Here is a 20,053-nt window from a genome sequence, read left to right as displayed (position 1 = left end):
AATCAGGGCTAAATACCGATATAGTCTAGTATACCGTCTGCTGCTCTGCGCCCTTCATCTATAGCCGTTACCACTAGGTCTGAGCCTCTGACCATGTCTCCGCCTGAGAAAATTTTAGGATTAGAGGTTTGGAAAGGAAATTTACCTTGAGAAGGCGCTCTTACACGACCCTTCTCGTCCAAAATAATCCCAAAATCAGCAAACCAGCTTGCAGGGCTCGGTTGGAAACCAAAGGCAATGATCACCGCATCGGCTTCAAGCACATGCTCTGAACCTGGGATTTCAACAGGGCGTCTTCTACCTTGGGCATCCGGCTCACCCATTTCAGTTTTAACCACCTTTACACCACAAGCTTTACCAGACTCGTCAACGGCAATATCTAGCGGTTGCAAGTTGAACTGAAACTCTACGCCTTCTTCTTTGGCATTCACCACTTCTCGGCGTGAACCAGGCATACTCTGCTCGTCACGACGATATGCACAAGTTACATTTTTTGCATTCTGACGAATCGAGGTGCGAACGCAATCCATGGTTGTGTCACCGCCGCCCAACACCACTACGCGCTTATCTTTCATATCTACGTAATCTGCAGGATCTTTTTCGATACCCATCACACGGTTGGTGTTGGCAATCAAAAACGGCAGTGCGTCATACACACCATCCACATGCTCGTTTTCAAACCCACCTTGCATTGATTTATAAGTTCCCATGCCCAAAAAGACAGAATCGTATTGATCCAATAGTTTTTGGAAGGGGATATCTTTACCAATTTCGGTGTTCAACACGAACTCAATACCCATTTCAGTGAATATTTGCCGGCGCAGTTTGATCACATCTTTTTCCAACTTAAAGGAAGGGATGCCAAATGTTAACAGGCCCCCGATTTCTTCATATTTATCATAAACAACAGCTTTTACCCCGTTTCTAACCAAGACATCAGCGCAGGCTAGTCCTGCAGGTCCTGCACCGACAATGGCGACCTTCTTATCCGTTTTAATCACCCCAGACATATCTGGCCGCCAGCCCATTTTAAAGGCAGTGTCGGTAATGTATTTTTCGATACTGCCAATGGTGACGGCACCAAAATCATCATTTAGGGTACAAGCGCCTTCACATAAGCGATCTTGAGGACACACTCTGCCGCAAACTTCTGGCAAACTATTAGTCTTATGTGATAACTCAGCTGCTTCGATTATCCGCCCTTCATTGGCCAACTTTAGCCATTGGGGGATATAGTTATGCACAGGGCATTTCCACTCACAATATGGATTGCCGCAATCCAGACAGCGATCTGCCTGACCTTCTGTTTGAGATTGCGATAGAGGTTGATAGATTTCGCCAAAATCCTCTTTACGCATAATGATCGGTTTTTTCGGCGGATCTATGCGCTCTACATCTACGAATTGGTATACATTTTTAGCCATATTTAAACCCTACCTATTACTGAGCTTGAATGCGAAGTTCTGCTGTCGAACGGCTGATATGGCCAAGCAGATTCTTAACATCACTGGTTTTAGGTTTAATGAGCCTGAATTTCTTCAGTTGTTCAGCAAACTCGGTTAATAACGTCAAAGCAAATTCACTTCCGGTTTCTTCATAATGTTTATTGATTAACCCGCGAAGATGTTCTGATAAAATACCTTTGTCTTCTATTGGTAGAATATCTAATAATTCAGGATTGACTCGATTTACGATATCTTGATGTTCATCGTAAAGGTAAGCGAAACCGCCTGTCATACCTGCACCAAAGTTAACTCCTACGCTGCCTAGAACCGCAACGATACCGCCGGTCATATATTCACAACCGTTGTCGCCGATCCCTTCCACAACCGCTATAGCACCAGAATTACGCACACCGAAGCGCTCTCCGGCCCGACCAGAAGCAAATAGCTTTCCACCAGTAGCGCCATAAAGACAGGTGTTACCCATAATAGTACTAACGTGAGGGTCATAGGTTACATTACGCGGCGGATGAATCACTAGCTTGCCGCCAGCCATACCTTTACCAACATAGTCGTTAGCATCGCCGCATAAGGTCATTTCTAAGCCGCCGGCATTCCATACTCCAAAACTTTGTCCTGCAGTGCCGGTTAAGCTAACTTTGATCGGGTGATCGTGCATTCCCATATTGCCGTGTTGCTTAGCAATTTCTCCCGACACAGATGCGCCTACTGAGCGGTCAGTGTTGCGGATGGAGAAAGACAATTTTAATCCCAACTTTGTTTTTATCGCTTGCTGGGACTGTTCCAACAATTGTTTGTTCAACACACCTTTATCCAGCGGCTCATTGGTTGTTTCGGAACAGAATAGACGAGTATGGCTGCCTTCTTCGGGTTTCGCCAAGATAGGCGATAGATCGAGCCTGTTTTGACGGGCAGTAATACCGTCAAGAACTTTAAGTAACTCAGTACGGCCGACTAAATCTTCAAATCTTGCGATGCCAATAGAGGCCATAATCTCCCTGACTTCTTGCGCGATGAATTTAAAATAATTCATCACCATTTCAGGTAAGCCAATAAAATAGTTGTCTCGTAACTTTTCATCCTGGGTTGCTACACCAGTCGCACAGTTGTTCAAGTGACAAATTCGCAAATATTTACAGCCTAATGCCACCATAGGACCAGTACCAAAACCAAAACTTTCAGCCCCTAAAATACCGGCTTTGACAACATCTAGACCGGTTTTTAAACCGCCATCTGTTTGCACGCGAACCCTATGTCTCAAGCCGTTTTCAACTAAGGCTTGTTGGGTCTCAGCCAAACCTAGCTCGAAAGGACTGCCGGCATATTTCACTGAGGTTAGTGGACTTGCGCCTGTGCCGCCATCGTAACCCGAAATAGTGATGAGATCAGCGTATGCTTTAGCAACACCCGTGGCTATGGTTCCAACACCAGGTTCTGAGACTAGTTTCACCGAAATCAATGCACTTGGATTGACCTGCTTAAGATCGAAAATCAACTGGGCTAAATCTTCAATAGAATATATATCATGATGTGGTGGTGGTGAAATAAGGGTCACACCAGGCACTGAGTAGCGTAACTCAGCAATGTAATTATTTACTTTGTCACCTGGCAGTTGGCCGCCTTCTCCGGGCTTGGCCCCCTGGGCAACCTTAATTTGAATAACGTTTGCGTTGACCAAATAATGTGGTGTCACGCCAAATCGTCCCGAGGCAACCTGTTTAATCTTAGAGTTTTTTTCGGTGTTAAAACGAGCAGGATCCTCGCCACCTTCCCCAGAATTGGATTGTCCACCCAGTCTGTTCATCGCAATTGCCAATGCTTCGTGAGCCTCTGGACTAAGTGCACCGATAGACATCGCCGCACTATCAAACCTTGGGAATAGACTTTCTGCAGGTTCAACTTCACTAATATCAATAGGATCACTGCTTGGATTCAAGCCGAGTAAATCTCTAAAGTGAGCGGGAGACCGACCATTAACCAGTCCAGCAAAAACTTGATAGTCTGAATATTTACCAGATTTCACAGCAATTTGGAGGCTAGTGACCACATCTGGATTATAAGCGTGATACTCACCACCATGGACAAACTTAAGCAGTCCACCGTGAGATAATGACTTGCGCTTCAACCAGGCCACTCTATTTAGATTGATTTGGTCTTGCTCGAAATCATCAAAACCAGCACCTTGAATACGACTAGGGATACCCTTGAAGCATAACTCGGTGACGTCTTTGTTAATCCCTATGGCTTCGAATAATTTGGAGCTACGGTAACTTGCGACCGTGCTTATTCCCATCTTCGACATGATCTTGAAAAGACCTTTGTTGATTCCTTTACGATAATTTAATGTTGCTTGCATAGCAGACATGTCAATTTCGCCGTTCTCAACCAATTGTTCAATGGTTTCATATGCCATGAAGGGATAGATCGCGGTGGCACCTAAACCAATAAGTACAGCAAAATGATGAGGGTCGCGGGCCGAGGCCGTTTCCACCACAATATTTGCATCACAGCGCAGTGCTTTATCAATTAATCTGCGTTGCACTGCACCAACGGCCATCGCTGCTGGGATCGGTAAGCGATTAGGTTTGATATTGCGGTCTGACAAAATCACAAAGGCCGCATGTTTTTGTTTGACTAAATATTCCGCTTCATTACAAATACGTTCGATGGCTTTTTTTAAGCCTTCTTCTGGCATGTAGTTTAGATCAATTATTTCTGAATAATAATATTCTGAATCGTATTCACGTAGTTGTTTAAGATCGGTGTACATCAAGATCGGCGAGTTGATCAATACGCGATTCGCATACCCTGATGTTTCACTGAACACATTTTGCTCTCGGCCAATACAAGTAGCCAACGACATAACGTGGTTTTCACGCAAGGAGTCGATGGGTGGATTAGTCACTTGAGCAAACTGTTGTCTGAAATAGTCATACACTGTGCGTTGTTTGGAGGACATCACCGCCATAGGCGTATCATCGCCCATGGAGCCCACAGCTTCTTGACCATCGCTGGCTAGCACTTTTACAATTTGTTGGATTTCTTCATAACTGTAGTTAAACAGCTTATGGTAAATCGCCATAGTGTCATTATCAAAAGCCCGTTTACCGATTTGGCTGGCATCACATTGTTCAATAGGTAAAATCTTTTGAATGTGTTGATCGATCCACTCTTTATAGGGGTGACGTTCTTTTAGATCTTGGTCAATTTCATTGGAGCGCCAAATTTTGCCGTTATAGGTATCAACCGCAAACATTTCACCCGGTCCTACTCGGCCTTTTTCGATGACATCTTCGGGTTTGTAATCCCATATACCCACTTCTGAGGCTAGGGTTATCAAGCCATCTTTGGTCAATACGTATCTGGCCGGACGCAATCCATTCCTATCTAAGTTACAGGCTACATGCCGACCATTAGTCAAAACAATACCCGCTGGCCCGTCCCAAGGCTCCATATGCATAGAGTTAAACTCATAAAACGCACGCAGATCATCGTCCATGGTATTGTTGTTTTGATATGCCGGTGGGACTAACAGACGCATCGCTCTAAATAAATCCATGCCGCCTGCTAAAAATAACTCGAGCATATTATCCAAGGATGATGAATCGGATCCCTCGTTATTCACAAAGGGAGCGGCATCCTGCAAATCTGGTAATAGTGGCGTAACAAATTTTCCGGAGCGGGCTTGTGCCCAATCTCGATTCCCTCTAATGGTGTTTATTTCACCATTATGAGCGAGAAATCTGAACGGTTGTGCTAAAGGCCATTTGGGCAGGGTGTTGGTGGAAAAACGCTGATGGAAAACGCAAATCGCTGACTGCAAGCGTTCGTCCGCTAAATCAAGGTAAAAATTAGGCAAGTCCTTAGGCATGATCAGACCTTTATAGATCGTGACCAAAGCGGATAAGCACGCGATATAAAATTCACTGTCATCCTGAAGACGCTTTTCTACCCGACGACGGGCCATGAATAAACGACGCTCCAGATCTCGTTTCCGCCAACCAGGAGGTGCGTTCACAAATACTTGTTCGATTTGCGGCACACCTTGAGCGGCCAAATCGCCTAGTACTGATTGATCAACGGGGACTTTCCGCCAGCCGACAACTGCAAGAGTTTCTTTGTTGAGCTCTTCATTTAAGGCTTGACGGGCTATTTCGGCTTTTTCTTCATCATGGCTGAGGAAAATCATCCCCACACCGTATTTTTTGCCCAGCTTCCAGCCATTTTCCTCTGTGATTTTGCGAAAAAAAGCATCGGGCATCTGCATTAGCAAGCCACAGCCATCGCCAGTTTTACCGTCGGCGGCTATGCCGCCGCGATGTTGCATGCGATCTAGGGCTTCAATTGCTGTACTCACAAGCCTATGGCTAACTTCACCCTCTATATGGGCAATCAGTCCAAAGCCACAATTGTCTTTTGAATCATTTGGATTATACAAACTCATTAACGTAACTCCTTCAACCTTAGGCCGGGTAAGGTCGTGTATGCCAACCGTTGTGTTGGTTGTTTTGCTGTACTGCGTCGGATCTGACTTCTGTGGTCAGCTTCACCCAACGCTTATCATTATTGTTTTTCTTGTCGTTAGTTTGAGGATACCAGCCGGTTATCGAATTTTTATGTCTTTTTAGCCAAGCGGCCTGACAAAATACCGACATTGCTGATAGAAATCAATTATCGCTTATAGTATATCTTCAGCTTTTTAGTCTAAAAAAAATAAAATATACAATTAATACTTTATTTTCATTGATTTAGGTTCCCAATCTATAATTTGGTTATAACCTAGTGCTAAATGATTATTTATAAAAAAGTTGTTAATAATAGGTTTCAAAAACAAATAAAACTGGAACAAATGGTCAAGAACGTAACTGGTCTTTTGCATAAATATTTATAATTTCTGCATATATCTTAGTGTGTGAGCTGTTCCCATGACTTGAGTATCGAACTTTTACTGCTGGTTTTCGGTGATATGCCTGCGCTGTATAAAAAATAGTCTAACATTGTAGGGGAGTCTTGCTTTATAGCATACAACAATAACTAAAGGATTAATTATGGGCTGGTTTAATACACTATTTTCAGGCGGCGCGACTGAGGTTATCGAGCGAGTAGGGGATGTTATTGATGAATTTCATTTATCCGGAGAAGAGAAGCAAAAATTTAAGCTGCAACTTCGTCAAGTTCTAGCGGCCCGAGAATCAGAAGTTGAACAGACTATTCGGCGAAATTTAGAGGCCAAAGAAAGGATCTTAGTAGCTGAACTTGCCCAAGGTGATACTTATACTAAGCGCGCCAGACCTTCGGTGGTGTATTTTGGATTAGGCATGATCGGATTAAATTATTTTGTCGTGCCTCTAATGGGGCTGCTCTCTGGCAATGAACCCAAACCCTTCCCATTGCCAACAGAATTTTGGGCTGCGTGGGGCGGTATTGTTGCAACCTGGGCGGTAGGACGTAGCTTTGAAAAAGCAGGAGCCGGAAATAGTGTCACTAAGGCTTTGACGGGAACTAAGCGTGTGTCATTACTCGAAGATGATTCGGCTGCAGGTTAAGGGTTTAACATGGCCACAACGACTACAATTAAACAGCATCGCCTATCCGGTGGTGGCTGCCGCTTTAAAGCGTCACCTAATCATGGCAATGTTTTCGCCGCCGGTAGAGCTGATACCATAGTCATTCATTTCACCGCAGGCAGTAGTTTTCAATCTTCAATTGACCATCTATGTAGCGAAAGTGCTAAAGCTTCTGCCCATCTAGTGATTGGCCGTGAAGGTCAAGTAACACAATTGGTGCCATTCGATACCATTGCTTGGCATGCTGGTGATAGCCAATGGCGAGGGCGCAGTGGACTTAATCAATATTCGATTGGCATAGAACTAGACAATGCTGGTGAACTGAAGCGCAATCAAGCGGGGCAATATACATCTTGGTTTAATCGCCATTATGAAGCGAGTGAAGTGTACAAAGGTATTCACCGTAATCAGTCCAGCCCGAGTTTTTGGCATGAATATACTGAATTGCAGATAGAAAAAACCTTCGAAATTTGTAATTTACTTCATGAGGTCTACGCCATTGGGGAAATCGTAGGTCATGAAGAAATTGCTCCCGGGCGCAAAACCGACCCTGGGCCAGCATTTCCCTTAGATAAATTGCGCATGTGTATCAAGGCCGATCGATCAGATGATGGCTCGATTAATGAACTTGAACTCCATCGACAAAAAATCGTTTTGGCTAGTAAACTGAATATTCGTAGTGGTCCGGGCACTGATTTTATGGTGGTAGCTAAGCCGCTGGTTAGTGGTGATAAAGTCAAGGTATTACAGAAGCAGGGTGAGTGGTCGCAAATCGAATTTAGCCAGACCGGTTGGGTAAATGGACGTTATCTCAAAGAAGAGTAACAACACCGATTTTAAGCCTTTATTTAGTCTATGGTAGACTGAAGGTTGTTGTGGTGATGGAATCTCCGGATAAGATTAAATGATTCAATTATCAACGATTTTTATGAGCGTTAGGGCAGATTAACATTCACCCAAGAGCACTTTTCTTGGTAGCATTAGGCATCAACCATTTCTGAGATGATTAAATATGCAGTCTAACGCCCCGATAGATTCTTGGGCAATCCGTGTAGCACAGTTTGTTCAGCGCTTCGGTACACTCAAAACTAGTATCTTATTTGTGTTGCTGACCTTAGCATTTACTATTGGCGGATCTTACGCATTGCGTATGGCATTAAATGGCGAAGTGGAAATAGAAGATTTTGTCAGCGCTATCATTCTAACTATGCTTAGCGCGCCTTGGGTGTTATTTATCTTTACCGAATTGGTTAAACAACTAGAGCAATCCCGCGCCAATTTAACCGCAGCGGTGAAACAGTTAGAAAAATTACGCGAAGCCGATGTGCTGCTAAACCATGAGTTACAAAGTAATATCAAAAAACTCAATCATGAGATTGAACAACGCAAAGTAGCGCAACTCGAACGAGAAGCTGTGTTCCAAGATTTGGAGCGTGAAATAGCCGATAAATCTGAGCAAGAACTGCAAGCCAAACGTCTTTCCACCTTGCTACGCTCTATTATTGATGCCTCCCCCGACCTGATTTATTACCGTAATGAAGAGGGGCAGTTTGCCGGATGCAATCGTGTTGCTGAGCAAATGACAGGTAAAACGGAAGAGCAGCTTATTGGCCTAACTCCCCATCAAGTCTATGATGAAGACTTGGCTAGACAAGTGGTTGCCAGTGACCACGAAGTATTGGAAACCAATGCTAGCATTACCGAAGAATTATGGCTGCGCTTTGCTGATGGCAGACGCAGATACTTCGAAATGCGCAAAGTCCCCTTCTATGATAAAGACGGCACTCGACTAGGTTTGTTAGCTTTTGGTCGGGATATTACCGAGCGTAAGCAGGCGGAAAATGCGGTAACCAAAGCCAACAAAGACAAAACCGCTTTTATTGCTACTATCAGCCATGAGTTGCGTACGCCGTTAAATGGTATTGTCGGTCTGAGCCGCATGCTTAGAGATACCAAATTGTCTGATGAACAATTTAGTTGGGTAAGTACCATTTACGCTAGTGCGATCACCCTAGGGAATATATTCAATGACATTATTGATTTGGATAAACTTGATAGGGACAGATTGGAGTTATCTCTCAAAACCGTTTCGTTAAAAGAATTTACTAATGAATTGAGCAGTATCATTCAACTGCTTGCGGCCGACAAAGGCCTGCGCTTTGAAACCGAAATAATTGAGCCCGTACCTTTCCAGGTTGAGGCCGATGGCACCCGCTTGCGCCAAGTTTTATGGAACCTGCTGTTTAACTCAATTAAATTCACCCAAAAAGGCAAAGTCAGTCTGACGGTTGAAGCGCACAATGCTGACCAACCTGGCGTTAGTATGGTCAAGTTTATTATTCGCGATACTGGTGTGGGCATTCCGAAAGAAGAATTATCAAACATTTTTGCAATGTATTATCAGGTTAATCATCCTGACCATCAATCTGCCACGGGAACCGGTATTGGTTTAGCAATTTGTAAGCAGATGGTCAAAATGATGAATGGTGAAATCAAAGTCAACAGTGTGGTGGGTGAAGGAACCTGCTTTACCGTCGAGTTGCCATTAACTATCAATAACAAACCCCTGCAGTTGGAAGAATTGCATGTTCATGATTTAAATATACTGTTGGTTGAAGACATTGAGCTCAACGTGATGGTAGCTAAAGCCTTGCTAGAAAAACTAGGCCAAAAGGTCGAGGTAGCCATGACCGGCCAAGAAGCGTTAAATATGGCTAGAAACAATCAATATGACCTTATTTTACTGGATATTCAACTGCCTGATATGAACGGCTTTAACGTTGCAAGCGTGCTACATGAAGAGGGATTGGTTGAGCAAACTTCCATAGTCGCACTTACCGCTAATGTAATTAAAACTCGTCAGGAGTATTTAAATAACGGTATGGATGATGTGATTGCAAAGCCAATCAAAAAGAGCCGTGTTATTGAAGTGTTCAATCAGTTATTTAGCGAGCAAAAGCCCCTTCCGCAATTTTCAGTTGAAGAAGCCAAAAACAGTGACATGGAAGCCTTTTTGGATATTGATTTACTGCAAATGTTAGTGGATACCATAGGGCATGAAATGGTTAGAACCAGCATCGGTGTATTTCAAGAGAACATGCCTGATTATATGGAAATCCTTAAGATTAGTCTCAGTGCTAATGAAAAAGACGAAGTCTGCTCACAAGCCCATAAGATAAAAGGCGCTGCTGGCTCTGTAGGCTTGGCGCGAGTGCAGAAAATTGCTAATCGGATCCAACAGGGGGACCACCCTACATGGTGGGAAAACGTGCACGATTGGGTTGAAGAACTGGAAATGGCAGAACGCCAAGACTTGATTAAAGTGCAAGACTGGCTGAACTTACAAAATATCGACGACTAATCTGTGCGAGCTCGTTCAACACCTGTTACATGGTCTAAATTAATTATACTTGCCTTAAAACGCTATATTCCCGCCAAAATCAGCAGCTCTTGAGAGCTGCTGCTCTAACTCAATCTGATGACTTTTAAATTGGATTTCGACCTAGCCTGACAGTCGGTTATGAGCGATAACCAGTAAAACGATTAATTAGCTGTGAAGCTCGCCTTACTGAAAAAGCAGACGTTCACGTTGTTTGGTTTGAATGACAAATTTGTGCCAATTTGGTTGTTGTAAATTTTTACCGGTAATTTCCTCAAGATGAGCCTGCTTTAGGCATCAGTCTCTGATGTAGTGTTCACATTTCAGCGACATTTTAGTCACATTGGCTTTGCTAGACTCCCTGCGTTACATCAATAAATACGGTCGATTTTGGAGGATAGCAATATGAGCACGCAATTTAAAAAGGCATCGTGGTTAACTCTTGGAGGGATAGCAATATGAGCAGACATTTGATAATGGCATCGTGGTTGAGTCTGTCGGCGCTTCTGATTAGCTATCCATTTTTTGCCCATGCCGCAGAGGAACCCGGTGCGCTGACTGTGATAGTCAAAGATCAGAATAGTGACCGGCCACTGTCAAGTGTGCAGATCACGATAAAGGATCGGGAAACGACTTTCACGCAAACCTTTCAAACCGACGAACGAGGTCGCATTGTTATTGAACAACTAGACCCTGGACTCTACTCGGTAAACGTAGCCAAAATCGGGTTCGCTTCATTGTATGAGCCAAGCATACGCGTGGTTACGCGCAAAAATATAAAGATAGAATTCGAACTTAGAGAGAACACAATTGAAGTAGTGGAGGTTCGAGGGCAGCAAGCTGATGTAACTGCTTCAGCTTCCAGCACATATCTCGACAGAGAAGCATTGCGAAGTGCTGTAGGCGGTGGTGCAGATCCGCTCCTCTCATTGGATGGATTGCCAGGCCTGGCATCTGCCAGTGAATTCGCAAGCTTTAGTGTACGCGGCCGTGGCCCAAGAGATAATTTGTTGCTAATTGACGGCTTTCCCTTTGATAAAGCGGTGCACTTTGATGCGACACTGGGAGAAGAGGAAGATGTCGGTGGTGGTGGCCGCTTCTCCATTTTCGCACCGAACGTTATTCGCGGAGCAGAGTTCTCACCGGGAGGGTGGGGTGCGGCTTATGGTGGCCGGGCAGCATCGTTACTCAAACTGGAAGTCGCCGATGGCAATCCAAGCCCTTCAGCAAGTTTCCGCTACGACCTAGCAGGCTATGAAATTGGTTACGACGGTCCAATCGGTATCACTGAAGACGCAACGATGCTCGTTTCTGCTCGACGACTAGACTTCGGCGCTTTGTTTGAAACTATCGATGAACTAGACATTGGGGAGCCTGTGTTAAGAGATGTCATCGTAAAGTCGGTCATACCAATCAATCAAAATAACACATTTGAAATTCTACTTATGGACACGCACGAGGACTATACTCGCGACGTGACACACGTTTTCGCATCGCCTAATTTCGAAGATGCTGCGCTGCAAGATTCTGAACAAGATAGTGATTTATACGGTTTGACATTGCGATCATTGATCGGTGAAGAAGCTGTCTGGACAAACAAGGTTTACTACCGCTCAAGCGACAAGATTAGCTCAGAGGGTGAAGCTTTTCCTGATCTTGTAGCAGCAGGATCGCCTGCGTCTAGTTTTCCGGTGAGGGAGGACATCATTACCATTGGTGAAAATGAAACGGAGACCGGCTGGCGAAGCGACTTTGAGACAGTGAATCAGTGGGGGATGTTCAATGCCGGTGTTCGAGTTACACAAATTGAACTAGACTATAACACTGTGTTAGATGGCGATTGGAACCGATTTACCTACGATGAAGATGATTATAGAGCAGACCCAGATCAGCGTTTTATTGTGCTGACTCCGGAAAACATCAACTCCTCAATACGTCAGAAAGAAACGAGCTATGCCGGCTACGTAGATCAAGTGTTTGAATTCGGTGATTGGGATTTTGGCACCGGCGTGAGGATAGAACGGGACGGTTTTGCCAATGAAAGCTTCGCGGCGCCTAGGTTCAGCGTCAACTGGCAGCCGAGTAAAACGATTAGATATTTCGCAACCGCCGGCATCTTTCATCAGTCGCCACGGTATTTAGAGCTTGCAGCTAACGAGTCAAATGACCTTAAGACCGAAAAAATCATACATAGTAGTGTCGGTTTAAAGTATTTTCCGAACTACAATTGGTCAGTATTAACAGAGGCTTATTATCAAAACCTCGACGACCTAGTGGTAGACCTTGATCGGGCAAGTGGAACCTTTGCCAACATTGGTGAGGGCATATCGTATGGCGTCGATATCGTTGTCAACGGCACGGTCTTCGAAGGCCTTTACGCTACCGCAACTTACTCTTACAACGATGCCGTGGTCGACCGCAAAGACGGTCGCGGTGATGTTGCAGCTGAGTTTAGTCGCGAGCATGTCGCTACACTCGGTTTGACCTGGGAAATAAGCGACCGTTGGAAGGTCGCAGGGCGATACAAATATCTTTCCGGCAGACCAGACGACGAGTTTATTATTCACCCAGACGTGTTGGGGTCAGAACAACCTCTGCGCTACTCGAAAGAGATCATTGAGCGCAATGTCGGTCGCAAAAGCGGTTCCAGTTTGTTGAACGTTCGCGTTGACTATCGGCGCGCATTTGGCCCCATAGATGTAACCGCCTTTCTTGATGTCATCAACGTAACGGCAGCTTCATCGAGTGACGACAACGAGTTTGACTACCGCCGAGGCGTTGAAGTTAAAGACGAGAGCGAAGCAGAGCCGCTTATTGGACTACGTCTGGATTACGCTTGGTAAGGAGCAGCAGATGGAAAATGCACTGAGTGCCGCGCCGATTAGAGCGTTGATTGTCGAAGATAACCGCGACATTTGTGCGAACATTGCCGCGTATCTTGAAAAGCATAGCTATATATTGGACTTTGCCTATGACGGTATTAGCGCGATGCACCTGGCGTTGACGAATCCGTTTGACGTTATAGTGCTGGATCTGATGCTTCCGGGGATGGATGGCCTGAGTTTCTGCCAAAAACTGCGAGCTGATGCCAAACAAGATACTCCCGTGCTTATGCTAACGGCGAGAGACACGCTTAACGATAAACTTGAGGGATTCAAGGCGGGAGCCGACGACTATTTGGTCAAGCCATTCGCATTGCAGGAGCTACATGCGCGACTACAGGTACTGAACAAACGTAGTCGAGGAAAAACTAACAAACTGTTAACTGTTGGTGATCTGACTATGAACCGGTCCACGCTGGAAGTTTATCGAGCTGGGCGTCGCGTCGATCTCAACCCTGCTGGCATGAAACTGCTTCAGCGATTGATGGAAGAGTCGCCGTCTGTTGTGACTCGCGATGATCTCGAGACGTTGTTGTGGGCTGATGACCGCCCTGATGGCGATGCGCTTCGCTCACATTTGTACAAACTGCGAAAGGCTGTCGAAAGGCCGTTTGAAAGCCCGCTAATTCATACAGTGCATCGCATTGGGTACCGAATTGCAGAGGATCCTCAGTAATGTACCGACATAGTTTGCGCAAGCGTGTCGCATTTGCATTTGGAATGTGTGTTGTAGTGCTCAGTATCGTCTGGGGATTCGCTTTCTTCTCTGCGATAAGGTTGAGCGAAGACCGTGTACTGGTGCATCAGCTAGAGCGAGCTGTCGAAAACTATCCTTCTCTTTCGATGAACCTTCGTGGATACGATGAGGTTGCTAACTTGCCGGAATCACTCAGGGAATGGGCACAAACCAACCCCGCTGAAGGATTTTACGAATTCGATACCGAAGAGTTACATGTCGCGGTAATACCTTCCGACAATGAACAGCGAACTGCCTTTGTTGTTTTCGACGTTGCTGGGATTGAGGCTGCATCGTCAGAGGATTGGTGGTTACTGCTCGCAATTACCGGTGTTGTGGGAACGCTAGGTGCTCTCGGTTTTGGGCTTGGAGTTATTGTAATGCGCAGAGCGGTAGCCCCTGTGGTTCAACTCGCTAAGGCGGTTGCGGACCTCGACCTAGAAAATCTATCGGCCGAAGATTATAAACGTATAAAATCTAGTCAGTTTGGTGATGATGAGGTTGGTATGCTCGCGGGGACTATTGAGAAGACACTTGAGCGTATCAGCGCATTTATTGTAAGAGAGCGGTACTTTACCAATTCAGCGAGTCATGAGTTGCGCACCCCAATTACCGTGATAACTGGTGCAATTGAGCTATTAGAAGAAAGCGATCTGTCACCGACCGATATTAAGTCTGTAGATCGAATGAGACGTGCGACACTTGATATGAATACCACTGTTGAAATGTTCTTGTGTCTCGCTCGCGAAACCGACGATGGGTTGTATGACGAGCTGTTTCTAGTCATACCGCTGGTGAAAAAGGCCATAGATCAGCACCGTTACCTACTGAGTGGTAAGTTCATCGATATTGAAATAGAATATCTTGCAAAACCCAGAATATACGGTCATTCACAGGCTTTTTCTATCGCGGTCAACAATCTAGTGCGAAATGCGTTCGAACACACCCTCGACGGACAGGGCCCGATCACAATTCGTATCAAAGAGCACGAGCTATTAGTCACCAATCAGGTGAGCAGTGAAGCTGATGAGAGGTACCCACCGACCAAGGTGGCATCGTCTAACGGTTATGGTCTGGGTCTCGGTATTGTTCAACGGCTATGTGAGCGCAATGGCTGGTCGTTTTCGCTGCTCACTGATGAGGTGCGCGTAATCACCCGTCTTTCGTGGTGACGACGGCAGATCACCGTATTGGTCTAATTAGCAGAGTATAAAGTGATTAAGTTAGGGATGCGAAAGAAGCGTGTATCTTCCTCGTCTCGCTAAATATGTGAAAGTCTGCATTATATTCATATCTTTGCATCTAATTGTTGTATAAATAGGTTCACGTAGTTTTGGCTCCCATACCGCACTACTAGAGATCTTCCCCTATGTCTGTAGGCCCTTTTCACTAAGAAACCGAAGTAAATCTGCTGGGCGTTATGTCTGCTTTCTGCTAACAGCACTCATAGCGGTGTTAGGGTGCTAATGTCACCTTCTAGCACTGAGCTGCCCAACAACTGACTAGCCGGAACGGGGAAAACGCTCATAGCTTTTCTGGCTATTATCAAAATTATTGGCTTAGGGATTGAAAACAGCCATTGTTAGTGGAGTTATCGAGGTACTTTGAAGGTGTTTTATACAACTCTTACTAATTAGCATTGATATAAATAATCAGGTATTAAGAAATTCAAAAATCAAACTATTTTGTGTCAATGGCTAACATTTAAAGTGTTGCCTGAAAAGTAAAAACCGTTCTGCTTTCATCTGAATTCACGGTTAGTGTGCCGTTGTGTGCTGCGGTTATTTGCGACGCAATGAACAAGCCCAAACCCAAGCCTCCGGTTTGTTTATTGCTTTCGTTTCGCCAAAAGGGCTGAAATAGTTTATCAATCGTTTCAGGACTTATTGGCGCGCCTCCGTTACTAACACTTAATGAGAAAATGCCGTGCTCGATAGTTGATTTAACTTCAACTATTTGTTGTGGATCGCCGTGCACAATGGCATTTATTAATAGATTAGACAGCAATTGAGTAAGTCGCTCAGGATCACAATTAAACGAACCCTCTATTTTGATACTGGTTTGGATAGCTCGCTGTGGATGTAATCCAGACAGTTCAGAAACAGTATGAATTAGAATTTCTTGCAGATTGCTAACCGGCTTTACTTTCAATTCAATGCCATTGCCCATTTTTCCATGGGTCAAGTCCATAACATCACTAATCAGACGCTTCATTCTGTTTGCACTATTGTCCATTCGAGCGAGTATTTTTTGAGAGGTTTCATCTTTTACCTGCTCTTTTAAAAAACTGACACCCATCGTAAGGGCAGACAATGGGGTTCTTAAATCGTGACCTAGAATCGCAATATATTGCTCTCGCAACTTGGCGGCTGCCTGTTCGTTGAACAATTCAGACTCCGCAATATTTAGTCTTTCGTCAGCCGTAATCTGCCTAGAAATTAATTCAGCAAATGATTTGATTTTAAGTTCAATTTCAGAGGTTTTTAATTTTGCGGGTAAAGGATCTAAACCACATATTGTGCCGAAAAAGTTGCCATCTTTACTATAAATAGGGAAAGAAAAGTAACTTTCAAACCCGTACATAGTGGGAATTGGACTTTGGCTGTAATGCCCATCGTTTTGAGCGTGCTCAATGATGATTGGTTGTGTCGACTTTCGAACCTGATTACAAAAAGTAGTATCTATATCGAGCTGGTCACCGGGGTTGAGATTAAAGTTAACTAAATCTAACACCGCGCAAGTAGTCCATTTTGAATCAGTTACTCGGGCAATACATATGAAGCGCAGCCCTGTAGCATCCGATAACATCTTCATTATAAAAGGAACAGCCTCTATGGACTGAATGGTACGGATATCTTTTTCGATTAACGAGTTCATAAATACTCTTTGATTAGCACTCTTAGGCACTTTAACGATTGGCGACTGAGATATTTTGTATTTCATTTGTCGCAGGAGTGCCTTTAAGTTTTGAAATAATTTAGATAAAACAAAAGGCAACTAAACGTAATTTTTTAACATTACTCACTGACACTAAGCATCTGACTTCACCCAAAAGCGTTCTAGGCTCGCGGTTATAGATGTGGAAAACTGAACTGCAATTTATTTGATTAGCAGGGTACTTGTGATTAGCCACTAACTACACAGTATTACCCTGAATCTGTAATAGTATCATCAAGAAGTAGTGCTGATAAGCATATTGAATGGGGATTTTGACTTTTTTATAGTATAGGTGTCCTTGATTTAAATGAGCCAAAAGAAGGGGGACTGACGCTGCAGCGTACTTCCATACTGGGGGCACAACAGGAGTGCCGAAACTTGCCGCTCACAACCACGAGGGGCAGCTCACTGCTGCATCCGGCTGTGCCGCGTTAATGAACCTCGAGCCTGCCGATGTCGTGACCGGCACGCTTCCAATGTTTCATGTCGCAGGTACGATCCTAATCGGTATCAGCACATTTATCGCCGCAACCGAAGTAATTCTCATGTCGCCATCTGGGCTGCGCAATCCCGCGATGGTCACCAATTTCTGGCGGATCTGTCAACGATTTGGCGTCACGGTCGCCGGTGGCGTGCCTACGTCAATCGCTGCGATCATCCAGGTTCCTGTCGACGAGGCAGACATCAGTTCACTCCGAAGTGGGCTCACTGGTGCATCATCGCTACCTGTCTCAGTACGTGAAAAGTACGAGACTATCACCGGCATACAACTGAAGGAGATCTTCGGCATGACCGAGGCATCAGGTCTCATCTCCTGCAATCCGTTCCAAAGCCAAAGCGGCGCCGGTTCGGTGGGTTTGCGTCTCCCATATACTATGGTAACTGTTCGCCGCCTCGTAGACGATGGCACACTCGGTGAGGTATGCGAAGTTGGTGAAATCGGCGTGCTGACCATTGCCGGGCCAACGGTCTCACCTAGCTATCGGAACACTGAACAAAACGAAGGGACCTTAAGCGACGGCGCACTTAACAGTGGCGACCTTGCCTACACCGACTCCGAGGGCAGGATTTACATCGCGGGGCGGTCGAAGGATCTCATCATTCGCAGCGGGCACAACATCGATCCTTTGATGATCGAAAACACCCTTCAGCGCCACCCAGCGGTGGCGGTTGCCGCGGCTGTGGGGATGCCCGACGTGTACACTGGCGAGCTGCCAATCTGTTACATCCAGCTTCTCCCAAACATGACCACCACCGAAGACGAACTTCGAGCGTTTGCCGAAACCGAGATCAGCGAGCGGCCCGCGTGGCCCAAACACATCCACATTGTTGACTCGATCCCAGTCACGGCGGTGGGCAAGATTTTCAAACCGACGCTTCGTCGCAACGCGGTCAAGCGCGCCGTCGACACCATCCTCACTAAGAACAAATTTACCGGCAACGTCACAGTGACCGTCGGCGGTCCACGAGGAATGCGCGTCGACGTCAAACTCTCCGACGCTCAGCAAAAAGACGCAACACGACTTCAGGATTTGTTGGATGCCTATCTGTTCGAAGCGACGGTCACGAGCTAGGCATTGGCTGAAGCCGAGCCATCAGAATGGGCAATAACGGCGCGCATCGCAAGAGTTGCGTACCTAAATGCACTAATTGGAAACACGAGAGCCTGCGCCTTTGCATTACCCGCTCTGGTGTATCAGAAAAATGTTGGTAATAATGACTTACAGCAAAGTTAGTTGCCATCTCAAATCGCCTTACCGCAATTACAGGGAGATCCATGTTAATGTGCTAAAACTTAGGCTTTTTACTCTGACCCTTTTGATAGAGACGATTAGCAGACTTTCATGACGTTAGGTTATCATTGACCAATAATGGAATCAGGGAACGTTGGGAATGCACAAAGTAATTTTATTTATTTTGACTTTTTTTGCGTCAACCATGTTGGGTTGCTGATCAACTGAAACAAATACAAAGCGTCTTTTTTTAACTGCGAAAACATAAGGTAGGTGTTTGGAACTGGCAGTTATAACTGGACTGTTGGGGTGAGGGAGAAGATAGAGCAAACTCACTTTGCTCTATCTGTGATTATTGTGTTTGGGTCTTGGCGCAAGGTCGTCAAGTTAAAGCGTCAAGCAACCTTGAGCTAGTTTCCTCGCAGGGAATAGCTGCTGCAAGGTAGTGTTTAATTGTTGCCATTGCTGCGCCATATTATCTGCCTGCTCTTGAGTTAACACTTTACCAAATTCTTTTTCCCGTAGGTCTTCTATTCGAGTGTAATGAAAAATACGCATATCTAGATCCATGGCATCTTTATACGCACGGTAGACATCATCAATATTCTTTTTCGAATCGTCGACAAACACGATAGCTGCAAATTCTCTATCAGCTTTGTCTAACAGGTATTGCAACATTTCGCCTTTATTCATCCCTGATGTCATCATAACCCCTTGCATATAGCTGAGTTCTCGGCCCTTCATTTCTCTAAATATCAGCGTATCTTGCCCAAGTGGTACTAGCGCACTGGCGGATAAGTTAACTTGATTACGGATTAATTCGCGCTCGGTGGCAGCGCGATACTGAGGCGCTCGAGAGGTTAGTGCAACTAGCGTATGTCCCGTGTTTTGCCAATTCACGATGGTACTATTTAGCCTATCTTCGGTTAATCTCATCGGTGATAATTCGTATAGCAAACCAATTGAATCTTCAAATAAACAACTGACTTTTTGCGCTGGAGAGGGTTTAACATCAAGCTTACCCGTTTGCCATTGATACCAAACATCACTGCCTAAATCTGTGCTACTTGTCAGTATGGTATTATCAATATCCATCACAATTAACACGTTTTTAGCACCATACTGGCGGCTTAACTCAGTGGTTTCAGATACTACATCTGCAAAGGTGAGTGTTTCTTGTTTGACCACCCTAGTGGCAACAGGATTAAGCTGAGCATCTTGACTGACTACCGCACAAGATGAAATAAACAAAGTAGAGAAGACTATGGGTAAGTAGCTGGATAGGTTAAGTTTCAAAATTATTCCCGTAAAAATGTTTAGTAAAGAATCAGGCTAAGAAAACTATTATCGGCATAA

At 45.0% G+C, this 20,053-nt stretch carries 11 protein-coding genes and 1 pseudogene; 8 read left to right on the top strand and 4 right to left on the bottom strand.

Features of this window, described 5'->3' with window-relative positions; all coding sequences use genetic code 11:
* Positions 1-8 precede the first annotated feature (8 nt).
* Together QR722_RS16315 and gltB are read right to left on the bottom strand one after the other, a co-directional pair.
* Entirely contained in the window at positions 9-1,424 is a 1,416-nt protein-coding gene (locus tag QR722_RS16315; protein WP_286284001.1) for a glutamate synthase small subunit GltD family protein, read from the bottom strand.
* A 16-nt stretch (positions 1,425-1,440) separates the two neighbouring features.
* Complete coding sequence (gene gltB, locus QR722_RS16310) at positions 1,441-5,907, bottom strand: glutamate synthase large subunit (protein WP_286284000.1); 4,467 nt, start codon at positions 5,905-5,907, stop codon at positions 1,441-1,443.
* Between the two features lie 604 nt (positions 5,908-6,511).
* On the opposite strand from gltB, the gene QR722_RS16305 reads away from it, so the two are divergent.
* The 6 genes from QR722_RS16305 to QR722_RS16280 all read left to right on the top strand — a co-directional run bounded on the left by QR722_RS16305 (position 6,512) and on the right by QR722_RS16280 (position 15,199).
* Positions 6,512-7,009, top strand: coding sequence for a 3TM-type holin (locus QR722_RS16305; protein WP_286283999.1), 498 nt, complete (start codon positions 6,512-6,514; stop codon positions 7,007-7,009).
* A gap of 9 nt (positions 7,010-7,018) precedes the next feature.
* Entirely contained in the window at positions 7,019-7,855 is an 837-nt protein-coding gene (locus QR722_RS16300) for an N-acetylmuramoyl-L-alanine amidase (RefSeq protein ID WP_286283998.1), read from the top strand.
* A 187-nt stretch (positions 7,856-8,042) separates the two neighbouring features.
* Positions 8,043-10,391, top strand: coding sequence for an aerobic respiration two-component sensor histidine kinase ArcB (gene arcB / locus QR722_RS16295; RefSeq protein WP_286283997.1), 2,349 nt, complete (start codon positions 8,043-8,045; stop codon positions 10,389-10,391).
* Positions 10,392-10,867: 476 nt separating this feature from the next.
* Positions 10,868-13,252 carry a TonB-dependent receptor gene (locus QR722_RS16290; RefSeq protein ID WP_286283996.1) on the top strand — a complete coding sequence of 795 codons (2,385 nt, stop codon included), beginning with the start codon at positions 10,868-10,870 and terminating at the stop codon, positions 13,250-13,252.
* Between the two features lie 10 nt (positions 13,253-13,262).
* Positions 13,263-13,967, top strand: a complete 705-nt coding sequence (locus QR722_RS16285) for a response regulator transcription factor (protein ID WP_502872440.1) — start codon at positions 13,263-13,265, stop codon at positions 13,965-13,967.
* The gene (locus QR722_RS16280) at positions 13,967-15,199 is read left to right on the top strand and encodes a sensor histidine kinase (RefSeq protein ID WP_286283995.1); all 1,233 of its coding nucleotides are present in this window, start codon (positions 13,967-13,969) and stop codon (positions 15,197-15,199) included. The genes QR722_RS16285 and QR722_RS16280 overlap by 1 nt, the downstream gene beginning before the upstream one ends.
* A 532-nt stretch (positions 15,200-15,731) precedes the next feature.
* Here the strand turns inward: QR722_RS16280 and QR722_RS16275 are convergent.
* Positions 15,732-16,904 (bottom strand): GAF domain-containing sensor histidine kinase, encoded by a 1,173-nt coding sequence (locus tag QR722_RS16275; protein WP_286283994.1) that lies wholly within the window; start codon positions 16,902-16,904, stop codon positions 15,732-15,734.
* 395 nt (positions 16,905-17,299) lie between these two features.
* Between QR722_RS16275 and QR722_RS16270 the strand changes: the two are divergent.
* Positions 17,300-17,935 (top strand): annotated as a pseudogene (locus tag QR722_RS16270) (AMP-binding protein); the annotation flags it as partial.
* Between the two features lie 159 nt (positions 17,936-18,094).
* The gene (locus QR722_RS16265; RefSeq protein WP_286287710.1) at positions 18,095-18,538 is read left to right on the top strand and encodes an AMP-binding enzyme; all 444 of its coding nucleotides are present in this window, start codon (positions 18,095-18,097) and stop codon (positions 18,536-18,538) included.
* A gap of 546 nt (positions 18,539-19,084) precedes the next feature.
* Here QR722_RS16265 and QR722_RS16260 read toward each other — a convergent pair.
* Positions 19,085-19,993 carry a DUF2608 domain-containing protein gene (locus QR722_RS16260; protein WP_286283993.1) on the bottom strand — a complete coding sequence of 303 codons (909 nt, stop codon included), beginning with the start codon at positions 19,991-19,993 and terminating at the stop codon, positions 19,085-19,087.
* Positions 19,994-20,053 lie beyond the last annotated feature (60 nt).

This window comes from Aliiglaciecola sp. LCG003, assembly GCF_030316135.1.
Taxonomy (GTDB): Bacteria; Pseudomonadota; Gammaproteobacteria; order Enterobacterales; family Alteromonadaceae; genus Aliiglaciecola.
This window is presented reverse-complemented; position numbering and strand designations above follow the sequence as displayed.

Coding starts and splice junctions, on each gene's coding strand:
- QR722_RS16315 (WP_286284001.1), bottom strand. CDS start 1,424: ATGGCTAAAAATGTATACCAATTCGTAGATGTAGAGCGCATAGATCCG.
- gltB (WP_286284000.1), bottom strand. CDS start 5,907: ATGAGTTTGTATAATCCAAATGATTCAAAAGACAATTGTGGCTTTGGA.
- QR722_RS16305 (WP_286283999.1), top strand. CDS start 6,512: ATGGGCTGGTTTAATACACTATTTTCAGGCGGCGCGACTGAGGTTATC.
- QR722_RS16300 (WP_286283998.1), top strand. CDS start 7,019: ATGGCCACAACGACTACAATTAAACAGCATCGCCTATCCGGTGGTGGC.
- arcB (WP_286283997.1), top strand. CDS start 8,043: ATGCAGTCTAACGCCCCGATAGATTCTTGGGCAATCCGTGTAGCACAG.
- QR722_RS16290 (WP_286283996.1), top strand. CDS start 10,868: ATGAGCAGACATTTGATAATGGCATCGTGGTTGAGTCTGTCGGCGCTT.
- QR722_RS16285 (WP_502872440.1), top strand. CDS start 13,263: ATGGAAAATGCACTGAGTGCCGCGCCGATTAGAGCGTTGATTGTCGAA.
- QR722_RS16280 (WP_286283995.1), top strand. CDS start 13,967: ATGTACCGACATAGTTTGCGCAAGCGTGTCGCATTTGCATTTGGAATG.
- QR722_RS16275 (WP_286283994.1), bottom strand. CDS start 16,904: ATGAACTCGTTAATCGAAAAAGATATCCGTACCATTCAGTCCATAGAG.
- QR722_RS16265 (WP_286287710.1), top strand. CDS start 18,095: ATGATCGAAAACACCCTTCAGCGCCACCCAGCGGTGGCGGTTGCCGCG.